Source organism: Clostridium amazonense, assembly GCF_056431285.1.
Map to the genome: position 1 here is coordinate 254,764 of NZ_JBWKMH010000003.1, position 25,730 is coordinate 280,493.

The 25,730-nt window shown below is 24.5% G+C and carries 22 protein-coding genes; 11 read left to right on the forward strand and 11 right to left on the reverse strand.

Annotation, left to right across the window (positions count from 1 at the left end; translation table 11 throughout):
- The first annotated feature begins 164 nt into the window (after nucleotides 1-164).
- Together AC07E4_RS02000 and AC07E4_RS02005 are read left to right on the forward strand one after the other, a co-directional pair.
- A complete protein-coding gene (locus AC07E4_RS02000) occupies nucleotides 165-356 on the forward strand; it encodes a hypothetical protein (protein ID WP_478215616.1) in 192 nt (63 codons plus the stop codon).
- 1,033 nt (nucleotides 357-1,389) lie between these two features.
- Complete coding sequence (locus tag AC07E4_RS02005; RefSeq protein ID WP_478215617.1) at nucleotides 1,390-2,100, forward strand: GNAT family N-acetyltransferase; 711 nt, start codon at nucleotides 1,390-1,392, stop codon at nucleotides 2,098-2,100.
- 21 nt (nucleotides 2,101-2,121) lie between these two features.
- Here AC07E4_RS02005 and AC07E4_RS02010 read toward each other — a convergent pair whose 3' ends face one another.
- A complete protein-coding gene (locus tag AC07E4_RS02010) occupies nucleotides 2,122-2,895 on the reverse strand; it encodes a DUF4931 domain-containing protein (RefSeq protein ID WP_040327802.1) in 774 nt (257 codons plus the stop codon).
- A 582-nt stretch (nucleotides 2,896-3,477) separates the two neighbouring features.
- Here AC07E4_RS02010 and hpdB point away from each other — a divergent pair.
- The 4 genes from hpdB (at nucleotide 3,478) to AC07E4_RS02030 (ending at nucleotide 8,118) form a co-directional block, all read left to right on the forward strand.
- Nucleotides 3,478-6,165 carry a 4-hydroxyphenylacetate decarboxylase large subunit gene (gene hpdB, locus AC07E4_RS02015; RefSeq protein ID WP_478215618.1) on the forward strand — a complete coding sequence of 896 codons (2,688 nt, stop codon included), beginning with the start codon at nucleotides 3,478-3,480 and terminating at the stop codon, nucleotides 6,163-6,165.
- Between the two features lie 4 nt (nucleotides 6,166-6,169).
- Nucleotides 6,170-6,427, forward strand: a complete 258-nt coding sequence (gene hpdC, locus AC07E4_RS02020; RefSeq protein ID WP_040327799.1) for a 4-hydroxyphenylacetate decarboxylase small subunit — start codon at nucleotides 6,170-6,172, stop codon at nucleotides 6,425-6,427.
- 11 nt (nucleotides 6,428-6,438) lie between these two features.
- Nucleotides 6,439-7,374: a 4-hydroxyphenylacetate decarboxylase activase gene (gene hpdA, locus AC07E4_RS02025; protein ID WP_478215619.1), complete on the forward strand. Its 936-nt coding sequence runs from the start codon at nucleotides 6,439-6,441 to the stop codon at nucleotides 7,372-7,374.
- A 99-nt stretch (nucleotides 7,375-7,473) separates the two neighbouring features.
- Nucleotides 7,474-8,118, forward strand: a complete 645-nt coding sequence (locus tag AC07E4_RS02030; protein ID WP_040327796.1) for a Crp/Fnr family transcriptional regulator — start codon at nucleotides 7,474-7,476, stop codon at nucleotides 8,116-8,118.
- A 60-nt stretch (nucleotides 8,119-8,178) separates the two neighbouring features.
- Here the strand turns inward: AC07E4_RS02030 and AC07E4_RS02035 are convergent, their stop codons facing one another.
- Together AC07E4_RS02035 and AC07E4_RS02040 are read right to left on the reverse strand one after the other, a co-directional pair.
- Complete coding sequence (locus AC07E4_RS02035; RefSeq protein ID WP_478215620.1) at nucleotides 8,179-9,078, reverse strand: FAD-dependent oxidoreductase; 900 nt, start codon at nucleotides 9,076-9,078, stop codon at nucleotides 8,179-8,181.
- 13 nt (nucleotides 9,079-9,091) lie between these two features.
- Nucleotides 9,092-10,510 carry an FAD-dependent oxidoreductase gene (locus AC07E4_RS02040; protein ID WP_478215621.1) on the reverse strand — a complete coding sequence of 473 codons (1,419 nt, stop codon included), beginning with the start codon at nucleotides 10,508-10,510 and terminating at the stop codon, nucleotides 9,092-9,094.
- Nucleotides 10,511-11,794: 1,284 nt separating this feature from the next.
- On the opposite strand from AC07E4_RS02040, the gene AC07E4_RS02045 reads away from it, so the two are divergent.
- The 3 genes from AC07E4_RS02045 (at nucleotide 11,795) to AC07E4_RS02055 (ending at nucleotide 14,025) form a co-directional block, all read left to right on the forward strand.
- A complete protein-coding gene (locus AC07E4_RS02045; RefSeq protein WP_040327790.1) occupies nucleotides 11,795-13,102 on the forward strand; it encodes a hypothetical protein in 1,308 nt (435 codons plus the stop codon).
- Nucleotides 13,103-13,150: 48 nt separating this feature from the next.
- Nucleotides 13,151-13,630: a tetratricopeptide repeat protein gene (locus AC07E4_RS02050; protein ID WP_430830341.1), complete on the forward strand. Its 480-nt coding sequence runs from the start codon at nucleotides 13,151-13,153 to the stop codon at nucleotides 13,628-13,630.
- A gap of 191 nt (nucleotides 13,631-13,821) precedes the next feature.
- The gene (locus tag AC07E4_RS02055) at nucleotides 13,822-14,025 is read left to right on the forward strand and encodes a hypothetical protein (protein ID WP_040327787.1); all 204 of its coding nucleotides are present in this window, start codon (nucleotides 13,822-13,824) and stop codon (nucleotides 14,023-14,025) included.
- Between the two features lie 89 nt (nucleotides 14,026-14,114).
- Here AC07E4_RS02055 and AC07E4_RS02060 read toward each other — a convergent pair whose 3' ends face one another.
- From AC07E4_RS02060 to AC07E4_RS02090, 7 genes are all read right to left on the reverse strand, one after another.
- Nucleotides 14,115-14,378 carry a hypothetical protein gene (locus AC07E4_RS02060; RefSeq protein WP_051540185.1) on the reverse strand — a complete coding sequence of 88 codons (264 nt, stop codon included), beginning with the start codon at nucleotides 14,376-14,378 and terminating at the stop codon, nucleotides 14,115-14,117.
- 364 nt (nucleotides 14,379-14,742) lie between these two features.
- Nucleotides 14,743-15,459, reverse strand: coding sequence for a DUF6320 domain-containing protein (locus tag AC07E4_RS02065; protein WP_478215622.1), 717 nt, complete (start codon nucleotides 15,457-15,459; stop codon nucleotides 14,743-14,745).
- 18 nt (nucleotides 15,460-15,477) lie between these two features.
- A complete protein-coding gene (locus AC07E4_RS02070) occupies nucleotides 15,478-16,773 on the reverse strand; it encodes a hypothetical protein (RefSeq protein WP_040327785.1) in 1,296 nt (431 codons plus the stop codon).
- 246 nt (nucleotides 16,774-17,019) lie between these two features.
- A complete protein-coding gene (locus AC07E4_RS02075; RefSeq protein WP_040327784.1) occupies nucleotides 17,020-17,736 on the reverse strand; it encodes a DUF6320 domain-containing protein in 717 nt (238 codons plus the stop codon).
- A gap of 21 nt (nucleotides 17,737-17,757) precedes the next feature.
- Nucleotides 17,758-19,041, reverse strand: coding sequence for a hypothetical protein (locus AC07E4_RS02080; RefSeq protein WP_040327783.1), 1,284 nt, complete (start codon nucleotides 19,039-19,041; stop codon nucleotides 17,758-17,760).
- A 115-nt stretch (nucleotides 19,042-19,156) separates the two neighbouring features.
- Entirely contained in the window at nucleotides 19,157-20,389 is a 1,233-nt protein-coding gene (locus tag AC07E4_RS02085; protein ID WP_040327782.1) for an aminopeptidase, read from the reverse strand.
- Between the two features lie 502 nt (nucleotides 20,390-20,891).
- Nucleotides 20,892-21,689 (reverse strand): N-acetylmuramoyl-L-alanine amidase, encoded by a 798-nt coding sequence (locus AC07E4_RS02090; protein WP_040327780.1) that lies wholly within the window; start codon nucleotides 21,687-21,689, stop codon nucleotides 20,892-20,894.
- A 498-nt stretch (nucleotides 21,690-22,187) separates the two neighbouring features.
- Between AC07E4_RS02090 and AC07E4_RS02095 the strand changes: the two genes are divergently transcribed.
- Both AC07E4_RS02095 and AC07E4_RS02100 read left to right on the forward strand, forming a co-directional pair.
- Entirely contained in the window at nucleotides 22,188-22,892 is a 705-nt protein-coding gene (locus AC07E4_RS02095) for a response regulator transcription factor (protein WP_478215623.1), read from the forward strand.
- Nucleotides 22,864-24,999 (forward strand): sensor histidine kinase, encoded by a 2,136-nt coding sequence (locus AC07E4_RS02100; RefSeq protein WP_051540183.1) that lies wholly within the window; start codon nucleotides 22,864-22,866, stop codon nucleotides 24,997-24,999. The genes AC07E4_RS02095 and AC07E4_RS02100 overlap by 29 nt, the downstream gene beginning before the upstream one ends.
- 50 nt (nucleotides 25,000-25,049) lie before the next feature.
- Here the strand turns inward: AC07E4_RS02100 and AC07E4_RS02105 are convergent, their stop codons facing one another.
- Nucleotides 25,050-25,721, reverse strand: a complete 672-nt coding sequence (locus AC07E4_RS02105; RefSeq protein ID WP_040327777.1) for a hypothetical protein — start codon at nucleotides 25,719-25,721, stop codon at nucleotides 25,050-25,052.
- Nucleotides 25,722-25,730: the final 9 nt, after the last annotated feature.

Genomic DNA, 25,730 nt, shown 5'->3' on the forward strand with positions numbered 1-25,730 from the left:
GAAATTATAACAGGGATAAATGAAGGATATTTTCATAATAATGAAGTAGTTAATGGACTTGAAATGTTAGGAGGCTATGGCAAGAGATAGCTATAAAAGAGTATGAGGAAAGTGGTATATATGTATCAGCTGTAATTTGCAGTAGTAAAACTGTATATAGTGGAATGTGGGGATGCCCTAAAGGCGGAGAAGATACAATTATTATATCTGGCACACTTAATAAGGAATACACAAGTGATATTGAAGGATTTAAAACATCTGTTTTAAGATTAGCTAAGGAAGTTAAAGAAAAATTGAAACAAGAAAGTTTAACCTGTGATTTTACAGAAGTAGAATTGTTCTATTTGAAAGATTGATACTATAGGGTTCCAAGTTTATCTTCATAATTATTAGTTCAAAAACTTGGATACCCTTAAGAGTGAGACTAGCTCGGAATCATTTTATAGTAAGTATTTCTTTTGAAAGCAATATAGTTACAGCTTAAAAAATAGTTTTGAATTCGAGCGTGTTTCCCTATATAGGGTTACAAGTTGAAAAATAAAATTATTCAAATATTAAATGAGAATAATGTTATTCCAAGAAACAGTAATTATTTAAAACGTTATTCATAAAAATTTCAAAGAAACTCTAATGAATTTGCCATTTTATTTCCAAGACTAAACGGCTATAAGTGAACTAAATTCAGAGCTGTGTAATTAAATTCTAGCCTATTTTTCATAACTCTTCGTCAGCAATTCACATTAATAAAATTCCATTATTGATGTGAATTACTTCCTTGATTTATAAAAAATATACATTGAATTTTGAGTTACATATTTCTAAATTTAGTTCACACGACATCTTGTCTAGGCAGTTGCTGAACCCGTCCTTGGGTTCAGGTCTTGAAAATAAAACACAAATTAATAAGATTTTCTAAATCAATTTTTAAAGAAATACTAATTTAAATAATTCTTGTTTCTTGATGAAATAAAAAAGTTTTTCAATTGATAAAATATTATTTAAGTTTCATAGTAAATTAGTTTAAAGCAATATAAAAAGTAAGTTTTATAAAATATTCAAAGGAGTAGTGATATTTACTATCAAAACTATGGTTAGTAAGAATATTATGATGGAGAATTTATTCTCCAAAATGAACTTTTTATGAATAAGTATTATATTAATTTTATTTGAAGCACAAATAAAACATTGTAGCGTGGATTTCAATCCCCAGGTGTTAATTGAGAATTTAAGGCGAATGTTGAAATAGAGTTTCCAAGTATTTATATTCTTAAATGTCATTACCACTTTTGTAGGTGAGAATTCATTAAATTTTAAGATTATAAATTAATAAGTGTGTAGATTAAAATATTGGAATAGAAACATATATCATAGTGTTTAGGAGGATGATGAATGAGGGATTTTTATAATTACTATTTAAATTATTTGGATGTAATAAGAGATGATTTGGATAATGGAAAAACTATATTTAAAAGTAAGCAAAGAGATGTTCCTATAAATAATTATTATTTTCATTATTTAATAATTACTAATATAGAAAATAAAGAAGTTTTTTCAATATCACCTAGTTTTTATGATGAATTTATACATTTAAAACACATGAATTTAGAGGAGATAAAGAAGTTTTTTGATAAAAAGTTAAAAGATTATAGTTCAAGGTTTATGTATAGAATGACAATAGAAGAAAATATATTTAAATTTGTAGAGATAGATAATAAAGTTCAAAGACTTACAGAAGAAATTCTGATGAAAAATTTGAAAGGAAGAAACAAGAATGAAATTGAAGATATATGGAAGAGAAAAGAAAAAGAAATTTTAGAAGGAAGAGAATTTGTAATTTTAAAGGATGATAAAATAGTTTCTTATTGTAAAATATCAAATATAGATTATAATGGTGGCAATTTAACAGTATGGACAAATCCTAAATATAGAGGCTATGGTTATGGAAAACAAGTTACAATAGCTGCTACAAAATGGTGTTTTGATAATAATATAATTCCTATATACTTAGTGTATAATGAAAATTTAGCATCATTAAATCTTGCAAAGTCTATAGGTTTTAAGATTTTGTCAAAAGAATTTATAATATCAAAAGAAGCATAAATTTTATTCATGCTTCTTTTTTTAGTCTGATTTAGTATAATATAGCTTTTTTATTTTTTTTATAACTTCTTTTGAATTATTAGGAATTTGTTTTAGTGAATATCCTAGTAAAAGTGGAGAAGTAACAAAACGAGGAACTATTTTACATATTATTTGTTCATCAATTTTATAGAAAAATAAATTAAAACTATCACAGTGAGCATTATAGTTATTTAATATATAGTGAACAAGTATCTGTACGTTGTCAGCAAGTGCATTAACATTATTAATATCATTTATTATTACATTGAATTCTGTAAAACAGTTTAATGGCTTAGTAGATAGATTTACTTCACATAAGTCATTTTTGTATATAGTAGAACCTTCGAAATATTCTTGATGTATTAAATCCTCATAGTTAATATCATACAAACCTATTATTTGCATATGAGAATGTTTTAAACTACCACCAGACATAGGACCATGATTTTTATATAAAATTACTGATTTAAATTCGTTGCTTTCTATTATTTCTAACCAATGATTAATAGCAAAGGTAAATAATTTTCTGTTATGAGGTTTAGAATAAGATGATATATTTAAGCCACATTTTTCAGTTTCAATTATTACTAGTTGAAGTGTATTCTCTAAAGTTGGATATTTGTTTTTTAAGAGAATTATATCATCAGATTGTTCTATAATGTTTTGTAATTCTTCCTTGTTACAGAAGGGACAACCATTATCTTCTTTGTGTAAATCATTAGGCTTAGATTTACCTATACTATAAAAGAAATTTATATATTTATCACTATTCATATAGTCACCTACTTAATAAATATTACTGAATATAAATTATATTATAAACTAAAATAATTATTTATATTATAACACACCTTGAGTTCAAATCTTCTTATATTAACAATATTTAACTTAAGTATGGTTTGTATTATTTCAACATGATAGCTTAACTTATGAATACAAGCTAAAAATGCAATTACTGTTGTTTCAGTTGAGAAAGAGATAACTAAATTATTATATAAAAATTAACAATTAACGATTAACAATGTAGGATAAAACTGAAGTATCAGTTTTTAAAAATCGATTTTTATAGTAATTTGCAAAGCAAATTAATTAAAGATTATATAAAAACTTAGTTTTTATTAACTTGTATTTTTAGATATTAGGAACGAAGTGAGTAATATCAACTATAACTTTTCACTTTTCACTCTTAACTCTTACTTGGTTCCAAATATAAAAATAAACTGTAAGCTTAATAATATCACTTGATAAAGATATTATTTTAAATTTGAACTTGGAACCCTATAGTGTAATTTACACTAACGATTTAAGAGTTATAGAGAGTATATTAAAAGTGAATAAATATTTGGGGGGATTGAGATGTTAAAGGATAAGGAAGATAAGATTAGAGAAATTCTTAAAAGTAATGGGATTGAATCTAAAGCAAGCAATGATTGCATTGAAGTGAGAAAAACTCCAACTAAGAGAGCAGAAGATTTAAGAAATGTGTTTTACAATACATTATCTACAGCAGATATGGAATTTCCATATTGGTATACTAGGACTTGGAATGAATTAGATGGAGAGATAACGGTAGTTAGAAGAGCTAAAGCATTGAAGTCAGCATTTACACATATGACACCGAATATAATTCCAGGTGAAAAACTAGTTATGCAAAAAACTTATAATTATAGAGGTTCTTTTCCAATGCCATGGTTAAGTGAAAGTTTCTTTATAGCACAAGGAGATGAAATCGAAAAAGAAGCGTGTAAGACTAATAGTGCAGATGAACTAAGTCAATTTGGACAAGGTGGAGGAAACGTAACTAAAAGTTTTGGAGAAGTTGTATCTATAGCAGGAAAATTTGGTATGAGAAAAGATGAAATACCTGCACTTTTAAGAGTTGCTCGTCAGTGGGAAAACAAATCAGTAGAGGATGTAAGTCTTAGATATGAGAAATTAGTACCTGAATATGAAACTAAAAAAAATATAATGGATAGTTTAATTTGTATGTTTGATTCAGGATATACAATTCCACAAGGTAGAGAAGTTATAAACTATTATTATCCACTAGAGTATGGATTAAATGAATTAATAAATATGGCAAAAGAATGTATAAAAGAAGTAGCAGGTAATGCCGATGGTGATGGCATAATAGGAATGGATAGACTTTATTTTTATGAAGCTGTAATAAATGTAATAGAGGGAATACAAAATTGGATTTTAAATTATGCAAAACATGCTAAATTTTTAGCTACATTAGAAAATGGAGAAGAAAAAGCAGAATATGAAAATATAGCAAATGTATTAGAGCATATAGCATATAATAAACCTAGTACATTTAGAGAAGCACTTCAACTTTGCTACACTATACATATTGCAGCAGTAAATGAAGATGCTATATCAGGAATGTCTATAGGAAGACTTGGACAAGTACTATATCCTTGGTATGAACAAGATATAAATAATGGAACAATTACAAAAGAAGAAGTAGTAGAGCTTATGGAGCTTTACAGAATAAAAATAACTTGTATAGATTGCTTTGCATCAGCTGGAGTAAATGGAGGAGTTTTATCAGGAAATACTTTTAATAATTTAAGTATGGGTGGACTTACTAAAGATGGTAAATCAGCAGCCAATGAATTAGAAATGCTTATATTAGAGGCTGGAATTAGTTGTAAAACTCCTCAACCAACGTTAACAATAATTTATGATGAAAAGTTACCAGAAGAATTTTTACTTAAAGCAGTTGAAAGCAATAAAACTGGAGCTGGATATCCTGCATGGATAAATAATAGAAATGCAATAGAATTTCTTATGAATCAGTTTGCAGAAGAAGGTATGAATATAGAGGAGGCAAGGGCAATTGCTATAGGTGGATGTTTAGAGACATCTCCATGTTGTTTTAAACCACTTCACTTAAATAACAAGACATACTATATTCCAGGGGGTGCAGGTCAGCCAACAAGCGTAGGTGTACATTTTATAGCAAACCCTAAAATAATTGAACTTGTTATAACAAATGGTAAAGATTATAGAACTGGCACACAAGTTTATAAGCCACATAATAAGAAATTAGAAACTTTTGAAGAATTCTTTGAAACTTTTAAAGAATACTATAAAGAAACTATTAAAATTTTAGATAAGACCAACAATATAGAGCATGACATTTGGAGAAAACAAAATATGTCTGTTTTAAATTCATTTTTAAAACCAGATTGTTTAGAAAAGGGACAGCACATTGGAAATATGGGTTATAGATATAATGCAACTTTTAATGTAGAAAGTTGTGGAACTATAACAATGGTTAACTCATTAGCTGCAATTAAAAAAGTTGTTTATGAAGGAGAACATACACTGGAAGAATTAAAAGATGCTATGGTAAATAATTTCGGATTTAAAAATGCTTCAGAAGTTGGCAGTTATTCTTTAGTAGATCAAGTAAAATTTGATGATAGCCATAAATATGACAAGATATATGGTGAATGTTTAAAAGCACCTAAGTATGGTAATAACGATTTTTATGCAGATAGTATATTGTTAGAATATGAAGAGTGGTTTAGTAAAGTATGTAGAAGTGTGGAATCATTGTATGGCAAAAAACTATATCCATGTCAAATATCAGTTTCAACACATGGTCCACAAGGAGCTGCAACACTTGCAACACCAGATGGAAGACTTAGTGGAACCACATATTCTGATGGATCTGTATCAGCATATCCAGGAACAGATAAAAATGGTGTATATGCATTATTTGAATCAGCTACAATTTGGGATCATACTACATCTCAAAATTCTCAAATGAATTTAAAGTTACATCCAACAGCACTTAGAGGAATGCAAGGAAGTAAGAAGTTGTTAGATTTAACAAGAAGTTATTTAAGAAAAGGTGGGTTCCATATTCAATACAATATAATAGATTCACAAATGCTTAAAGATGCACAAAAAAATCCAGATGGATATAGAGATTTAATGGTTAGAGTTGCAGGATTTACTCAATATTGGTGTGAACTTGGAAAACCTATACAAGATGAAGTTATATCAAGAACAGAGTATAAAGGAGTGTAGAAAAATGAATTTAAAACATAATGATTGCTTAAATTTTTGCGCTATAGATGCTTCAAAAGGTATTTGTAGGATTTCTAAAGAGTTTATAAATATAGATAGTGAAGTTTGTAGTAGCTTTAAAGAGATGGCTAAGTGTAAGAATTGTATAAATTTTAAAGATGAAGATGAAAAAGGTATGGGCAAATGTGTAGGGTTAAAAAAGGAAAACTGGACATTTAAAGAATTAAAAGCAATTACATGTGAAGGACATAAGTTTAAATAAAGGTGGATATTATGAAAAATAAGGCTAAAATTTTTGATATACAAAGTTTTTCAGTTCATGATGGACCTGGATGCAGAACAACTGTTTTTATGAATGGATGTCCACTTAAATGTAGATGGTGTGCTAATCCTGAAAGTTGGAATAAGAGTAGCATAATGTTTAGTGAATTATCTTGTAAGTATAAAACTGATTGTAATTTATGTAAAGATAGTTGTGAAAAGAAAGGTATAAAGTTTGATAAGCTTAATAAACCTATATTAGATTTAGAACTATGTAAAACATGTAATGATTTTTCATGTGTGAAATCTTGTTATTATGATGCATTAAAGCTTTGTTATAAAGAGTATTCAGTTGAAGAACTATTAAAGATATTACAAAGAGATTCAAATAATTGGAGAAGTAATGGTGGTGTTACTTTTAGTGGTGGAGAACCATTGATGCAAAGTGAATTTTTAATAGAAATATTAAAAGAATGTAAAAAAAGAGGATTTCATACAGCTATAGAAACTAGTGCTTATGCAAAAGAAGAAATATTTATGAATGTTATGAAATATATAGATTTTGCTTTTATAGATTTAAAGCACATGGACACTAAAAAACATAAAGAAAAAACTGGAGTAGATAATACGATTATAAAAAATAATATAAGAAAATTAGTTTCATCTAATTGGAGTGGTAGATTGGTTTTAAGAGTACCTGTTATAGATAAATTTAATAATTCAGATAAAAATATAGAGGAAATTATTGAATTTATGAAGGAAAATAATTTAGTGGAAATAAATTTACTACCATTTCACAGAATGGGTGAAAGTAAATGGAATCAACTTGGAGAAAACTATGATTATAGTGAATATGGTGATGTAACAAATGAAGAGTTAGAGAAATTTCAAGATATGTTTTTAGAAAATAATATTGCATGTTATATATCAGATAATACGTTATTTTAATTACAAAGGCTTTTAACTAAAGTGTTAGTTAAGAGCCTTTTATAGATTTATATGTTATTATATAATGGTAAATTATTTCATTATGATTTGGAGGAATTTATGAAGATAAGTGACACATGTATATATGATCATATAGAGATGTATAAAGATGAAATTGAAAATGTTATATATAAAAAAGGAACGTATATAGTGCAAAGTGAAGATGATTTTGATGAGATATTTTTTATACTTAATGGAAGCGTAATGGTGGAATGTTTAACTATGAATGGGAAAAGGCTACTTGTGGATACTCTTTCAGAAAATGAATTTGTAGGTAAGATAAGCTATATGTATGATCAAGATTTTAGGGGAGATATTATAGCAATTACAGATGTTTCTTTACTTAAAATAAATAAACAAACATTAGAAAAGCTAAAGAAAAATGATAAATTTCTAAGTCTATTTTTATTTAAAACTAGCAAGAGAATATATTTAATTTATAAAAAATCACTTATAAAGAATCTTTTTAAAATAGAAGAAAGATTAGCACATTATATATTGGAAAATTCAGAGAATGGTATATTTAAATGCAAAAGTATGTATGAGTTATCAAAACAACTATATATGAGTAGAAAAAGTATATATAATACAATAAATAAATTTTTAGAAAAAGGGTATATAAAAAAGGAGCAAGATAAATTTATTATTTTAGATGAAAAAAAATTATGTGAAATATCTAAAGAAGTTAGAAATTTTTTGAAATAGAATTAAGCCTATTAGGGGTACTAATAGGCTTAGAAGGATGTATGTTAAAAATATTTAATATTATTTTAAAGTATTAAATATTATATAGGAAACTTTTTTAGAATTTAATTCAATTTCTTCTATAGAATTATGTATATAAGCAGCATTTCCAATAACAAATATATTACTTACCTTTGTTTGAAAATTCTCATTTAAAATAGGAACTCCATTTTCAAGCGGAATGTTACTACGCATTGCAAGTAATGAATCAGGAATTGCCGGTTCTGACAATATTAATGTATCACAAGATAATACCTTTTTATCATAATTATTAGTAATTTCAATAGATGTTAATCTACCGTTTCCATTTACTTTAACTAATTTATAATTTTTATAAATTAACTCAGTAGGAATATCATTTAGTGTATCTAAATCATCAGTACATATTATAGAAGAAATATGGACTCCTTTACTTTTTAAAATTTTAAAAATTTCTTTTCCAGTATCAGAAAAACCTAAAAAACTTATATTTTTACCTGGTAAGGCATGAAAAGAATTTAAGATTTTTTCAGTAGCAACTGTTGTAAAGATTCCAGAAGGTCTATTGTTATCTATATTTAAAGTATTTATGCCTTTTTCTTTTGAGCCATTACAAAGCACAATTACTTTAGACATTATATTAAAAATTCCATCTAAAGAGTTAGAAACAGTTAATGTATTTTTGTCTATTTTAGTTACAAGGGTATTAGTTAAAACTTGTATAGCATTTTGTTTTATTTTAGTTAATAAATCATCTTTATACTCTACACCTATAATATTTGCATTTTTACTTATGTTGTAAGTTGCTGTATTTAAACGACCACCAATTATAGGATCTTTTTCAACAATTAAAAGATTTTTAATTCCAAGTTCCATTAGATTTAAGGCTAAATTTAATCCACTAGCACCAGAACCAATTATAACAACATCAAATTCTTTCATATGACTCACACTCCTATTTAGTTACTATAAATGAATTAGTATTATTTTTGTTAATACTAGTTATATCTTTATTTAGTTCACGAGATAGTATATTTAAAACTGGTAACATACAACCAGTACCTTGACACCCACCCATAGTAGCACGAGTACGTCTTTTTACAGCATCTAATGTTGTTGCACCTAATGGTCTATTTATTGCATCAACTACTTCACCTTCAGTAATCATTTCACATTGGCATATAATTTTGCCGTATAGTGGGTTTGATTTTATTAATTTATTTTTTTCAGATAAAGATAAACTAGAAAACTTTAAAATTCCTTTTCTGGTATCTTTAAAATTCTCTTTTTTTGTAGTGAAAATTAAAGATTGAATTATATTACATACATATTCACCTATAGCAGGTGCCGCAGTTAACCCAGGGGAATCAATGCCTAAAACATTTATAAAGTTTCTAACATCAGAACATTCTTCAATTATAAAATCAGTGTGTTCTTGAAGTTTAGGTCTAACCCCTGCAAAGGTAGTTATAACTCTATTAGTTTGCAAATTATTAACATAATTCTTTCCTATGTTTAAGATATTACTTAATGTACTAGAAGAAACATAGGTATTACTTAAGCCATCGGTAGACTCAGCATTAGGTCCTACTAATAGATTTCCATCAGTAGTAGGAGTTACCAAAACACCTTTACTTTCTTTAGTTGGAATTGGATATAAAGTTGAATTTATAATACCACCAGCAACTTTATCAAATAAGCAATATTCACCTTTAACTCCAATGGAATGCAATTTGTTTTCACTTAAAATATTATTTATAGTGTCTCCATAAATGCCAGCAGCATTTATTATGATTTTACTTTCGAATTTATCAGTTTCAGTAAAGACATTAAAAATGTCATTATGTTTTTCTATATTAATAACTTTAGAATTAAATTTAAAGTTAACACCATTTTCACATGCGTTTTCAGCAAGTGCTATTGTCATTTCATAAGGGTTTACAATAGCAGAAGATTTACAATATAGAGCTGCAATTACATTAGCATTTATGTTAGGTTCCATATTTAAAATTTCTTCTTTAGTAAGGAGTTTTGTATCAATTCCACGCTTATCTGCATTTTCTTTAAATTTAGCTAAAACTAATAAATCATCATTATTAAAAGCTAAAACTAAAGAACCATTTTCTTTAAATGGAAAGTCTAATTTTTTTGATAAATCTTTTATTAAGGTTTTTCCTCTAAGACTTAATTTTCCTTTTAAGTTTGTATCATCAAAATGAAATCCAGCATGGACTATACCACTATTAGCTTTAGAAACTTCAACAGATACGTCTTCTCCTTTTTCAAGAACTAAAGTATTTAAATTATATTTAGATACTTCTCTAGCAATTGAAGAACCAATTACACCAGCACCAATAATTATTACATCATACATATTAAAATCCTCCCCGTAACACTTTATGAATAAATTATATGTGGATTTTTACGTTGTGTAAAATATAGAAATTTTATGACTATCATTAATAAATATAATGATAATAAAACAAACTACTAAAAATATTAATTATAGTATTATTTTTTGTTTTTGCATTTTTTATATTTTCTTATAGAATTAACAATTACACAGATAACATAAATGTTTAAAATTAGGGCAACTAATAAAATAGGTATAAATAAAATGCTTTTTATTGTCATTATAGAACCTCCTAAAATTTAAATTTAGTAATAATTATATTATATATTTAAATTAATTTATATACATTTATAATAAACAAGAAGAATATAGAGTTTCAAGTTCAAAGTAATATTTTTATCAAATGATACTATTAGTTTACAGTTTATTATGATATCATGTTGGGAACCAAGTAAAAAGTAAGAGGAAATAGCGAAAAGTGATGGTTAATGTTATTCATTTCATTCATAATATTTAAAATAGAAACATATAAAAACTACGTTTTTATATTGTTTTCAACTAATTGGCTTTGCAAATTTAATAAAAAATTATTCTTTAAAATTCTCAACTGAAACTTTAAGTTATGAATACTTTAGTTGAGAAAGAAAGATTTAAATATTGTAGGAAATTTAACGATGATCGATGGAGGATAAAATAAGTTCATAAAAATATTTAGAAAATTAAGTCAAATATGATATAATTATCAATAATAATATAATTTTCATATATTTATAAATAAAGGTAGTTAAAATAAAGATATAATAAATAATTTTAAATTATAATAAATGTATAGTATAGGAAAATATTAAATTATTATATATTAAATTATATAAATAATATTAATTATGACTGCCAATTAGCAATATTTTAAAGAGTTAAATAGAAAAGATTTAAAGTAAAGTAAATGATTTAATTATTAACATACAATTAAATTTTTGTACTATTTGTGGTTATATTTTAAATTATAAACTAAGTCTATTTACTATTTTCAAAATATACATTAAATTAGAAGTATAACTATATAATTACATAATAGGTATATAGTTGATAATAACTAAATTGTTATTTTTTATAGCATTTATAGATATGTAAGTAAAAAAATATATTTTTATATATTACATAAATAAAATAAATAATTAATTAATAGTTAAGTTAAAAGTATAAGTTTTATTAGAAATTATTGATGAATTTTAAATTTAAATTTTCACTATAATTTTAAGGAGAAGTAGTTGTAATATAATCAATTATAGAATGAGAGGTGTTTGTATGCAGAATATAGAAATTCTGAGTCCGGGGGAAAAGATTAAAGTAATTAGAAGAAAATTTAAAATAAAACAACAAGATATAACTGGTGGAGAGATTACAAGAAATCTTATAAGTATTATTGAAAATAATAAAGCAAATTTGACTGAAAATGTTGCTCAAATACTATCAAATAATATAAATAAATTTTGTAGTGAAAAAAATATAAATTTTTCTATAACACCAGAATATTTACTTGAAGATGTACATTCTCAAGTAAATAAAATTTGTGATGACTATATTGAATTTATTGAGAGCACACCTATTAATAAAATTGACACAATAGAGTATTCATTTGATGAACTAGAATATTTTTTAAAAAAATATAATTGTAGAGAAAAGAAATGCGTTATATTTAAAAAAATAGGAGATAAATTTTTAAGTTGTGATAATAAATCTAAAGCATATAATTATTATATTAAAGCATATGAAAATTATATTATTGGTGATGAAGGTATTTTGATTTTTAGTTTATTGATTAATTTAATTAGATGCTGCATAGAATTAGAGAAATTTGATGAAGCTTTGAGATTTATAAATTTTGCCGAAATAAATTTAATAAAACTTAAAGAAGAGGAATCATATGAACTTCATTATAATAGTATAATTTGTTACAAATACTTAGAAAATTATAGCTATCAACTTGAAAAAATAAAACAATTAGAAGAAAGATATACTAAATATTTAAATGAAAATTTATATGAAAAAATTAATATATTAAATTTAAAGGCAATGTGCTTAAAAGATAAAAAGTCATTTTTAGAAGCATTATTAATAGAAAAAGAAATTTGCAAGATAATTCCTTCTAATAATATTGAACTTCAATTATTATATATATCTAACATTTTGGAGATATATGGTTGTTTGAAAGATAGGAAAAATTTACAGAAATATTTAAATAAAGCTTTAAAAATATGCAAAGAAATTAATGGTACAATAAAAAATGAAGAAAAAATATATTATGATATGGCTATGGCACTAAAATTACTAAATACAAAAGAAGAATGTGCAGAATATTTTAAAAAATCATTAAAGTGTGCAATTGAAGTTAAAAATAAACATATTGTATTTGAAGCTATATTAAATTTATTTAATATAAATATGGAAGAAGAAAATATAGAAGAGATGGGAAATCTAAAAAATATGGTATTAGAATTAATATCAAATAACATGTTAGAAAAAAATACAGATTTAATTTTCTATTTAATAAAATATTATAATGAAATAAAAGATTATGAGAGTATAGAAGACATAATACATTTTATAATATAAAAAGTTAAATGAAGATGTAATCAATATAGGGTAAAAGGGGATAAAAAGTTGAGTATAATAAATTCAAATACAATTAATATTGATGAAATTGATTTTAGGGTTAACAAATATAATAATCCTTCTAATTTTAGTAGTATTAATGGTTATTGCAGATTTAATAGGGAAGTAGATATTTATTATAATCTAGCAAATAAATATAGGGAAGTAAGAAATTTTAATAAAGCAATAGAGTTTTATAATAAGGCATTAAATAAGATCAGATATTCAGATAAGATAATATTTGACTTAATAGTAATGTATGTCAGCACATTATATGTTAGCAATAAATTTAATGAAGCATTAAGTGTTTCTAAAAAATATTTAAATAAATATCCAAATTTTAAACAATTATATTTATTAAATACACTTATTTTTAATAAAATGGGGAATGAAATAGGTCAATATAAAAATCTAAAAAAACTTAATTCAATAGAAGAAGATGTTAAATATTCTAATATATATATGGAATTGATAAACCGTATGAATTAATATTAAAAATACTTTATATTATAAAATGCTTGAATTTATTTCGATTTGAGCATTTATTTTTTATGAAATTTTGATATGATATTATATGAATCCAAGTTAAAACTTAGTTTTTAGGTATTTCAACTTTAAATATTAGGAATGAAAGGTATTATTTAAACATTAAACTTGGAATTCTATAAGGGATGATTGCTGTGAGAAAGAAGGATAAAATTACTATGGATGAAAAAAAATTAAAAAAATTTAAGATAGGTTTAAATTTTGAAATAATTATATTTTTGATTGGAATATTATTTGCAGGTTATAAAAATTCAATATTTTTTATAACAGTGTGTGCATTTATAGTTATAGGTGATATTATAGCTATTTTTTTAATTGATAAACAGTTAAAGAAATAAATTTTTAAAATTAAAAAGAAAGGAATTTAAAAATATTAAAATCCTTTCTTTTTAATTTAAAAGCTTTACCACTTTAAATAAAACAGAAACTATTTGCTTTCTTTTTTATTTTCAGCTTTGTTGTCAGCTTTTTTGTTATCAGCTTTGTTGTTAGCTTTTTTGTCGTCTTCTTTTTTGTTATCTTCTTTTTTATTATCTTCTTTTTTATTTTCAGCTTTGTTGTTAGCTTTTTCTTCAGTTTTAGTGTTGTTTCCTTTAGTTGCGTTGTTTTCAGTTTTTGTGTTGTTTCCTCCACAAGCTACTAAAGATAATGTTAAAACTGATGCTAATACGATTGAAAGAACTTTTTTCATTTTCAAATCCTCCTAAAATTAAATAGATATTTTTTCCTACGACCTTATTATACTCCTATAGAATAATAAAATAAATATAAACTTTAACAAATCTCGGTAAAATATCTAATGAATGCTCCTGTTTCATACAAATTCTAGCTGAATTTAAAGAAATGCAAAAAAGAATTATATATTTTACAGTTACCAAGTGAAAGAATGTAAAAATATGTAGAAAAAACTAGAAAAATAACGAATTATAATGTAAAAAGGAATTAAATTAATATTGAGAATATTTTAAATATTAATTTTGTATCAAAATTATTTAAAGCATTTTGAAAAAACTTATTTTAGAGGCAAAATATACAACTAAAATAAGCTTTAAAAATTATATATGAAATTTCTTTTTAAACTTTTCTTTGTATTTAGCTGGTAGTTTATAATGTATATATAGTAATGAAATAAACAAAGGTACACAAATAAATGAAACTATTAGTGACCAAGTAAGTCGTATATCATTTTTAAAATTATAACAAATTAAAGAATCTATCCATATACAATATAAATTAGAAAAAAGTATTATATATGCTGCTATATTGAAACCACGGATGTCACTTTTACGTATTATCTTTATAATAGCTATAATGAAAATAGTAGCTAATAAGGTAAAAGGTAATCCAAGTGTTATAGACCAATCTAAGGTGCTATTTAATGCATCTAATAATACCAATAGAAAAAATGTATTAGCTCCAAATGCACATATAAAATTATCTAAAGATAGATTAGCTTTAAGTATTATGTAAAGATATATTATACCGCAAAATAATGATACTGTACTGTATTTAGACCAAGTTATAGTTTTATAAAAATAAATATTTTGAAGTATTGCTATTACAATAATACAAATTGCAATAGACATAGAAATTAAAAAAATAGTTTTCTTTAGTTGTTCATGATGATGTGGATATGTATTAATAGCTTTAGGAAATTTAGAAACAGGTTCTAAATTGTCTTCTAAAGGCACTTGGGGAATTGAAAATTCACATAGTGGACACTCATTAATATTATAATCTACCTCAACACCGCACTTAGGACAATAAGGCAAAAGAATCACCTCCAAATTTTAAAAAGTATCGTTAGTTTCTATTTTTATATTAAGTCCCATTTTTTTTAGTTTGCTAAAAAATATTCTTTCTATATTTTTATCAGTAGTAAGTTTACCAAAAGTTATATATAAATTATCTTTATAACTAATAGTTACTATTTTTATTTTGTTACCTTCACTAGGTGGTGGATAGGCTTCAAATCGTTCAATATATGGTTCTAGTTCTTTAGGTACAGATATTTTACCTAAATTAGATAATCCACTGGTATAACTTCCTTCAGCTAATCTACTATATGCAAAAGGCAATACTAAATTTTTAATAAAAAGAGGAGTAATTCTATTTAAAATAGATAGTTCACTTTTTATATTTTTAGAAATATATTGATCAATAAAACGACGATTAACTTTATAATTCATATAATTATGTACATAAGCTAGTATTTCTTCAAAAGAATATTTAGATAGCCTAGGATCAATGTTAGGTGTTACAGTTGTAAAGAAATTTCTAAGTGTACTAGAATTATATAGATTTCTTAAATTTACAGGTACATTTAAAACTATAGGATTAAGTTTTAAGTTTGGATTTTCTATTTTTAATATTTCTATATAATCAAGTATAGTTTCAAAATAAACAGCAATTAGAAACTCAGTAAGTGTAACATTAAATTTTTTAGAAATGGACAAAATATCACGTACAGGAATTATGCCTGTAACTATATGATATACACCTTTGTTCTCCAAATTAACTGGAAAATGAAAGGCTTTTGGTAATTTATTTGGTACTGGTATATTTTTGTTATAATGTTTCTTAAATGAGTCTTCAAATTCTTCAGCCTTAGGATAGTCTGAATAATTAAAGAAATCATTTTTAGGCTCTGAAGAAAAAATATTTTTTTCTTTAAAGTACTCTTTAAGTAAACTTTGAAGAAAAATTATGCCGCCAGTACCATCAGTAATGCTATGAGAAAATTCTACTGAAATCTTTTTATTATAGTATAAAACTCTAAAAGGAAATTGATTTTTCTTTTTTAATTTTAAACACATACAAGGATAGTATATTTCCTCTTCCACTTTAGGAATATTTTCAGTGTAGTCAAAATAATACCAAAATAGTCCTGGCCTTAAATTAACTTGAAAATATGGAAAGCGATTTATTATTTTTGATAAAGCATTTTGAAGAATATCTTTATCTACAGTTTCTGTTAAAGTAACAGAAATTCTAAATAATGTGCTAACTCTCCAAGACATTATAGATGGATAAAGTTTGCCAGCATTATCTAAAGGATACCAATTTGATTTAAAATTATCTTTCATAGATTACCTTTCTAGAAAATCAATATAAATACATGATTTAGTGTAATTTTGTATATTAAATAAATTAGTAAAAATAACTTTATTTACTTATAAACATATAATTAAATTATATATTTATTAAATTGAATTTACTATATTGATTTAATAAAATTTTAATAAATTTTATTAAAATAAAGAAATTGCTAAATATAAATCTTATTTTAGTATTTATTGATTCATAAGATTTAATTCAGCAATTTGAAGTATTTATAAATGAAATTTTTTCTTTAATTTCAATTTAAGTGAGTTAGGTAGTTTGTGATGAATATATATAAGTAGTAATCCAAGAGGAATTAATATTATTGAAACAAATATTGACCAAGTAAGTTTAAATATGCCTTGAATACTTAATGAGATAAATCCATTAACACCAATGCAATATAAACCTAAAGCTATTAAAGTATAACCAGCTACATTAAAAAATTTATTTTTAGTGAATTTTATGACCTCGTAAACAATTGAAAGCAAGCATACAGTCATTACAATAAAAGGCAGACCTAGTCTAATTGACCAGGAAAGATTTCCATCAAAAATATCAAATAGTAAAAGTAAAATAAATGTATTAATGGCGCCTCCAATTAAAAAATTTTTAAAATCCCATTGCAAATCTAACATTAAATAGAAATATAGCATTGCAGCTATTATACTTACACTGGAATATTTAGACCAAGTAAGTTTTCCCGAAACGTAGAAATTATAAAATATAGTTATAAAAACGCTGCATATGCAAATAGCTTTAATTACAGAATAAAGTATTTTTTTAAATTCCTTAACTTTTTTATCATATATATTTTGTGCATTAGGAAAATTCTCATAGCTTTTTCTTGTGTAATCTGGTTCAAGTGGTGGAAGTGAAAATTTACATAAAGGGCACTTTTTTACACCATAATTGATTTCAACTCCACATTTAGGACAATAGGGCATTTTAAAACCTCCTTTAAGATTTTAGTTTGTTTCGATTTTAATTGGTATTCCAAGCTTTCTTAATTTTGTAAAAAAGATTCTTTCTATATTAGAATCAGTTGTAACTTTACCAAAACTTATAAAAAGATTTTCTTTAAAGCTTAATACAACGACTTTTATTTTATTTCCAAGGCTTGGAGGAGGATAAGCTTCAAATTTTTCAATAAAGCCTTCAATTTCTTTAGGTAGAGTTATTTTTCCTAGATTAGATAGACCACTTGTGTAAATTCCTTCAGCAAAAGTATTATAAGCTAAAGGCATAAGCAAATTTTTAATTACTAAAGGTACAGTTCTATTTATAAAAAATAATTCACTTTTTACATTTTTACTTATATGTTGATTTATGAATCGTTTATGTGTTTTTATTTCCATATAACTTTTAACAATTTGTATTATTTCTTCAAAAGTATAATCACCAAGGCGAGGATCTAACATTGGTGTTACAGAAATAAAAAAATTTCTTAATGTAGTTGAATTATACATTTTTCTTAGATTTACAGGAACATTTAAAATTATGGGTCTCATACTAAAGGGAATGTCATTCTCCTCTAATAATTTCATATAATCTATTATTGTTTCAAAATAAATAGCAATCAAAAATTCTGTAATAGTTGCAGAGTAGCTTTTAGATAGTTTTAAAACTTCTGTTAGAGGTAAAATACCTGTTACTATATGATAAACACCTTTAGTGTCCAAATCCATAGGAAAATGAAAGGCTAAAGGCATAAGGGTTGGACTAGGTATATTAGTATTGAAGTGCTTTTTAAAAGAATCCTCGAATTCAGCATTACTAGGTATAGAATCATATTTAAAAAAAACTTCATTTATAGGTGATGTTTTTACTCCTAGCTTATTAAAATATTCATTTAATAAACATTTAAAAAAAACTAAGGCCCCAGTACCATCAGTTATTGCATGAGTAAATTCAACAGAAATTTTACAGTTAAAATAAAATACTCTAAATGGAAAGGTGTCATTTCTCTTTAATTCCATTCCAGTACAAGGATAGTATTCTTCCTTTTCAACAAGTGGTTTTTTATTGGTTTGATCAAAATAGTACCAAAAGAAACCAGGACGTAAATTCACTTGGAAATATGGAAATCTATTTATAATAATATTTAATGCAGATTGTAGAGCATCTTTATCTACTAACTTTTTTAAAGTAACTGAAAATCTAAAAACAGTTGTAACTCTCCAAGACATTATAGAAGGATATAATTTTCCAGCATTATCAAGTGGATACCAATTAGAACTTTCATACTTCATTATTTAATAACCTCTATTAAATTGTTATATATTATTAATATTATTTTATATAGAAAAAATTCATAAAAAAATAAAAGAGGAAAAATTCCTCTTTTATCTTTTTATGAATTTAAAATTAAAAAGCCCAGTTTCCGTTTTTGAATACATAGAATTCTTCATCATTTTCAGTTATTCCAATGATATCTAAATCGCTTGATCCTATCATAAAGTCAACGTGAGTTAATGATGTATTAGCACCAGCATTTATGAATTCTTCTTGAGACATTTCGCTTCCATCTACTAAACATGTTGGATAAGCATTTCCAAATGCTAAGTGACAAGATGCATTTTCGTCAAATAATGTATTAAAGAATACTATGTTTGAGTTAGAGATTGGAGAATCGTATGGTACTAAAGCAACTTCTCCTAAGTATCTAGCTCCTTCATCAGTATCTAATAATTCTTTTAAAGTATCATATCCTTGTTCAGCTGTGAAATCAACAACTTTTCCATCTTTAAATGTTAAAGTAAAGTTATCAATTAAATTTCCGCCATAGTTAAGTGGTTTTGTGCTTGAAACTTTTCCGTTAACACCTGTTTTTAATGGTAAAGTGTAAACTTCTTCAGTTGGCATGTTAGCAACGAAGAAATTTTTCTTTCCGTTGAATTCTCCACCACCTGCCCATAGGTGTTTTTCAGGTAATTCAATAACTAAGTCAGTTATTGCTGATTTGTAGTGTAATTTTTTGAATTTCTTTTCATTTAAGAATGATTTACTTTTTTTGATTGTTTCTAAGTGCTCATTCCAAGCTTCAACTGGATCTTCTTTGTCAACTCTAACTATTTTGAAGATTGCATCCCATAATTTATCCATTGCTTCTTGTGAAGAAGTGTTAGGGAATACTTTTTTAGCCCAAGCTTCTGTTGGAACAGATACTATGTTCCAAGAAACTGTACTGCTCATTGTATATTCTCTAAATTCTTTTAAAGCTATAGAACGTACTTTATTAGCAGTAGCTATTCTAGTTGGATCTACAGGTTTTAATATTTCTGGATCTTGTGCATATATAGTTAAGAAAGCTGCATCATTTTTAGCTAAATCAGCAAGTTCATCAGCTTCAAATTTAGAAAATTCATTAAATGCTTCTTCTGGTGCATTTAAATATTTTATTAATGCAGATTTTTCATCATTCCATCTCATGATAACGTTTTTAGCACCTCTTTTATAAGCTGCTTCAGATATTGCTCTAGCAAACTCTGCACATTCGATAGGTGAGTTAACAACTAGTGTTTGATTTTTTTGTATATTGATACCAACACCAACTGCAAGGTCTGCATATTTTTTTAAACTTTGTTCAAAATTATTCATTAGTAATACCTCCAAAAATTAAAAATTCATTATTTCAAGAAAATTATAAAATATGTAAATATTATTATAACTAAATATTCAAATTCATATTTAATTATTTATGTAAATATTAGTACAAAACTTATATTAACAAAAAAAAATAAATATAGCAATAAAAAGTTAACAAATTATTAACAAAAATATAAAATTATATTTAATTTATATTTTTAATATTATTTAATATAGTGAAAGTTTTCTAATAATTTAATTGATAAAAATTAAATATAAGTAATTAAATGGAAATAAATATGTTATTTAAATATATTTATTTATTTGATTTCTTTAAAAAAGTGTATATATAATAGTGAGTTTTAGTATAGTTGTAAATATGTATATAATTTTAATTATATAATAATTAATTTTATTAACTAAAAGTTAAAATATAAAAATTTCAATTAATTGAAATTTTAATTTATGTTACATAATAAAAAGATGCCTATAAGTTTTATAGACATCTTTAATATTATAATTTATTCATATATTTTAATACAGCTTTTAATGTTTCATATCTATCGCTGCCATAAAGCGCTAAAGTGCCTTTAGTTTTCACTCCTCCACCTACAGTAATTATAGTTTCAGCTTTTAATGTGTTAGAATCATAGTTAGTTTCATTTATTGTTGCACATTTTAAATAGTCAGCAAGATATTCAGCAGCACGTTTATCAACATCATTATTATATATTACTAAGTATTTCACTTTATTCACCTCATTAGAGTTAGTGTTTTTGATAACTTTAGGGTCAATTCCATTGGCAATTGCAAATCCCAACTCCTCAGCACCATATTTTTTATAAATGGATACATCTGTTGTTGCTTCACAGAAAAAACATTCAATTATCATAGCTTCCATATTTGTTGAGTTAAGTTCAGCAAGTTCAGAAGAAGTTTTAACTCCACGATTTAAAAAGCCTAAATTCTTTAAATTATTTAAAATTCTATTAGCAATAGAGATAGTTGAACTGCTAGCATTAGGATGAACCCATACTTCAGCACCTATCGCACCATTGTATATATCATAAGCTTTGTTTAGATGAACGGAATAGAATAAATCTACAGAGTTTGAATTAGCTTTATTTATTCCATACATCAATTCTGTATTTGCATTATTCATATTTCCAGGATAGCAATCTACAAAAGAATTGTACTTTTCTAGATATGATTTAGAAGATAAAAAAATTTTTCTATCCTCTAAAGTTTCATCAATGATACCAGAAGCTCCTGGAGCTAGAGGATTATGACCTGATCGTCCACCAATTTTCAATAAAAACACCTACCTAAAATATAAAATTTATTGAAAAAATCATATCAATATGATTTAATACACTAATGTATCGATGTACTAAATTAAATTTTGCTTATTAAATAATATATTCATACAAGAAAAAAATAGACAATTAAATTTGTGAAAACTTTTCATTTAAACATAAACATTATAAAATCATATATAAGAAATAATTGTAAGAAATTCTTAAGAAATATAATAAGTAGTTTGTAAGATATGGAAGGTATTATATAAATATAACTAACCTAAACAGAGATACACTTATGGAAAGCAAGCTTGAATTTAAAGTAGTTTAGTTATTCTTAAATCATATTAAGAATAACTTCAAGCTTGTTTTATCCTTAATGTTATGCATTTACTTGTTCGTATTTCAATTGAAAATGAAAAAAATATGATATAAAAATTAAGGATAAAGAATTAATAGTGAATTACAAATCATTGTTAATTAGTTATGAATGGTAAATAAGGGGGATATTAATGGAAAATTATAATGTGTTAGTTGTAGATGATGATAGGGAAATAGTTGATTCTATAGAAATTTATTTGAAAAATGAAGGTATAAATGTGGTGAAAGCTTATGATGGATTATCAGCAATGGAAACTTTGATGGAAAGCCAAATACAGTTAATACTTATGGACATTATGATGCCTAATATGGATGGTCTTAGAGCAACTATGAAAATAAGAGAAGAAAAAAATATACCTATAATATTAATTTCAGCAAAATCAGAAGATACAGATAAAGTTTTAGGATTAAACATGGGTGCAGATGATTACATTACAAAGCCATTTAATCCTTTAGAATTAATAGCAAGAGTTAAGTCACAGCTTAGAAGATACACTATTTTAGGAAATTATAAAAGTGAGAATAATTGTGAAGAAATTAGAAGTGATGGACTTACATTAAATACAAGAACAAAAGAAGTAACTGTTGATGGAGAAAATATAAAAATTACACCAATTGAATTTAAAATATTGAAACTACTAATGGAAAATCAAGGTACAGTTTTCTCTATAGACAGTATATATGAAAAAGTTTGGAATGAACCAAGTTTTAATGCTGAAAATACTGTGGCAGTTCATATAAGAAGAATTAGAGAAAAAATAGAAATAAATCCTAAAGAACCAAAATATTTAAAGGTGGTGTGGGGAATTGGATATAAAATTGAAAGATATAATTAATAATAAATTTTTTAGAACATTTGTATTATTTATAGTTATATCAACATCTATAGTTACTGGTGTAAAAACCGTAAGAATTCTAAAAAATAGGGAACTAAGTGAAAGAAATTTTATAAAATCTAATGTTTTTAATGCCAAATTAGAAGATATAATAAATTCCGCTGAAAGTATGGTATATAATTATATTCCATCTAATTTGGAAATAGAAAATAAAATGAATTATAACAAAAGTAAACTCAATGATGAAAAGAAAAAAGTTGAAACAGAGTATAAAAACAAAATAATGGATGCTACACTTGAAAATGACACAGAATCAAAGAAACAATATTGGGAAAAAATAGATAGCGAAGTTGAAAAATTAAAAACTAAGTATCCAGAAAATGAAGAAAGAATAGTGGGAGACTTAATAGCAAACAGAAAAATTAAATTAAAAGATGTAAGAGTAGGATTGAAAAATTTAGAAAATATAAAGTTTATTATAGAAGAAAAGACAACAAAAAGTAAATTTAGTAATACTGACTATAAAGACCTAGAAGCATTCAGAACAGCATATGAAAATAGTGGTTTATTATATGTTAAAAATTATGGAAATAATTTAGTTGGAGTTGATGAAGAAGGAAATAAGCTAAATATAAATTCAAATGATTTTCAAAATTACAATTTAGAATTAGTTGTAATTAACCCTATAGAGGAAAATGATCAAATATATGAAATGTATAATAATTATAAAATCAATACTAGAAATAATCAAATAATTATTTTCGTTTTTGTAATTTCTCTAATAATATTATGTACAATAATGAAGAAAGAGAAAATTGAAGAAGATAAACTTTTATGCAAGGATAATTTAAAGGAAATGTTTTATAAGATAAATAAAATAAAATTAGAAATTAGATGCATTTTAATTTTATTTTGTTTAGGGATTATAGCTAATTTTGGTTTGATTATTGTAAGTATTTTTAGTATAGCAATAATATTATTAATTATATCTAGCATGATTTATCATTTTAGAAATTTAGAAAATAAAGTAGATTTTTTAAAAGCAAGTTATACATGGGATTTAATAATATACTTTAGAACTGTTTCTGAAAAATTTTCATTTGGTAAAAAAATAAATTTAATATTTATAATAATATTAATTATAGAATGTATTGCAGGCATTATAAGTATACTATCCATGCATAATGGCAATATATTATCCATTTTATTTCTAGGATTAATAGGATTTATATGCGAAGCTTATATTTATGTATATTTTACAAAACAGGCATTAAGTATAAAGAAAATAACAGTAGGTACTAAGGAAATTGCTAATGGAAATTTAAATTATAAATTTGATTTGGCGGAGTTTAATGAGTTTTTAGAGTTAGCATCAAATATTAATAATATTGGTGAAGGATTAAAAAAAGCTATAGAAAATGAAGTGAAAAGTGAAAGAATGAAAGCTGAACTTATAACTAATGTATCACATGATTTAAAAACACCATTAACATCTATTATTAATTATGTAGATATATTAAAAAAAGAAAAGTTAACACCTGAATATGTACAAGATTATATATTAATTTTAGATAAAAAATCTCAAAGATTAAAAGTTCTAATACAAGATTTATTTGAAATATCAAAAGCTAATAGTGGAAATGTAGAATTAAGTTTAGAAAAAGTAGAAGTTAGTGAGTTGTTAAATCAAAGTTTAGCAGAATTAGATGAAAAGATAAAAAAATCAAAATTAAACTTTAAAACAATTTTCCCAAAAGAAAAAACATATATTATAGCTGATGGCAAAAAACTTTGGAGAGTTTTTGAAAATATAATAGGAAATGCAATTAAATATTCGCTAGAAAATACTAGAGTTTTTATAGATTTAATAGTAGAAAATAACATAGCAATTATTACTGTGAAAAACATATCTAAATATGAATTAAATTTTAAATCAGAAGAAATAATGGAGAGATTTAAAAGAGGGGATGAGGCTAGAAGTACAGAAGGTTCAGGATTAGGTATTGCAATAGCTAAGAGCTTAGTTGAAATTCAAAATGGAAAGTTTAATGTAAAAATTGATGGAGATATGTTTAAAGTTCAAATAAAATTTAAAATAGCAGAATAAAACATAAAATAAAGATAGTCTTGTAACTATCTTTATTTTTATTCATTAAATTAAATTTCAATATATTTGAAAGTAGATTTAAATATATTTTCATCTAAATTTATATATTCACCATCTAAAGTAAGAATTTTAATTCCATCTCTTTCTTGAAGTTCAAAAATATCTAATGAATTAGATTTTTTAAATATACTTCCGACATTAAAATTGAATATATCATTAATAAAACAAGGAACTTGTGAAAATTTGCACTGTACAATATAAGTTCCAAGGGGAACTTCATTATCGTTACATTTCAATATTTTATGATTTGAATTAGCATTATCTTTATCCCAATAAACATCAAAATCTAGCAAATTAAATTTTTCATCACAAGAATTGTCATATACATGAAATTTTGAACCAATTGGAAATTTTAAAATTTCATTAAAATCTAATAACAATTCATTAGATTCATCGAGAAATTCATTCCAGGAAACTATATGATAACTATTGTTTTTATAATAGTTAATTGAGTTTATTTCTATAGCATCATATAAATTAATGGTAATACAAGTGTTCTCGCCATAGCTAGAAAATTCATCAAGATAATCATTAGAACTTTTATTTTTATTTAAATATCCTTTTTTTTCTAGTATACATAATAATTCTTTAAAGCAAAGAACAGTATTACAATTTATTGCAATAACATGTTCTACTAAACCAGTATATAAAGCTATATTCATTTATTTTCC

Bases quoted from the DNA above. Each gene is read 5' to 3' on its own strand.
- AC07E4_RS02000 (WP_478215616.1), top strand. From the start codon at position 165: ATGTGGGGATGCCCTAAAGGCGGAGAAGATACAATTATTATATCTGGC.
- AC07E4_RS02005 (WP_478215617.1), top strand. From the start codon at position 1,390: ATGAGGGATTTTTATAATTACTATTTAAATTATTTGGATGTAATAAGA.
- AC07E4_RS02010 (WP_040327802.1), bottom strand. From the start codon at position 2,895: ATGAATAGTGATAAATATATAAATTTCTTTTATAGTATAGGTAAATCT.
- hpdB (WP_478215618.1), top strand. From the start codon at position 3,478: ATGTTAAAGGATAAGGAAGATAAGATTAGAGAAATTCTTAAAAGTAAT.
- hpdC (WP_040327799.1), top strand. From the start codon at position 6,170: ATGAATTTAAAACATAATGATTGCTTAAATTTTTGCGCTATAGATGCT.
- hpdA (WP_478215619.1), top strand. From the start codon at position 6,439: ATGAAAAATAAGGCTAAAATTTTTGATATACAAAGTTTTTCAGTTCAT.
- AC07E4_RS02030 (WP_040327796.1), top strand. From the start codon at position 7,474: ATGAAGATAAGTGACACATGTATATATGATCATATAGAGATGTATAAA.
- AC07E4_RS02035 (WP_478215620.1), bottom strand. From the start codon at position 9,078: ATGAAAGAATTTGATGTTGTTATAATTGGTTCTGGTGCTAGTGGATTA.
- AC07E4_RS02040 (WP_478215621.1), bottom strand. From the start codon at position 10,510: ATGTATGATGTAATAATTATTGGTGCTGGTGTAATTGGTTCTTCAATT.
- AC07E4_RS02045 (WP_040327790.1), top strand. From the start codon at position 11,795: ATGCAGAATATAGAAATTCTGAGTCCGGGGGAAAAGATTAAAGTAATT.
- AC07E4_RS02060 (WP_051540185.1), bottom strand. From the start codon at position 14,378: ATGAAAAAAGTTCTTTCAATCGTATTAGCATCAGTTTTAACATTATCT.
- AC07E4_RS02070 (WP_040327785.1), bottom strand. From the start codon at position 16,773: ATGAAAGATAATTTTAAATCAAATTGGTATCCTTTAGATAATGCTGGC.
- AC07E4_RS02075 (WP_040327784.1), bottom strand. From the start codon at position 17,736: ATGCCCTATTGTCCTAAATGTGGAGTTGAAATCAATTATGGTGTAAAA.
- AC07E4_RS02080 (WP_040327783.1), bottom strand. From the start codon at position 19,041: ATGAAGTATGAAAGTTCTAATTGGTATCCACTTGATAATGCTGGAAAA.
- AC07E4_RS02085 (WP_040327782.1), bottom strand. From the start codon at position 20,389: ATGAATAATTTTGAACAAAGTTTAAAAAAATATGCAGACCTTGCAGTT.
- AC07E4_RS02095 (WP_478215623.1), top strand. From the start codon at position 22,188: ATGGAAAATTATAATGTGTTAGTTGTAGATGATGATAGGGAAATAGTT.
- AC07E4_RS02105 (WP_040327777.1), bottom strand. From the start codon at position 25,721: ATGAATATAGCTTTATATACTGGTTTAGTAGAACATGTTATTGCAATA.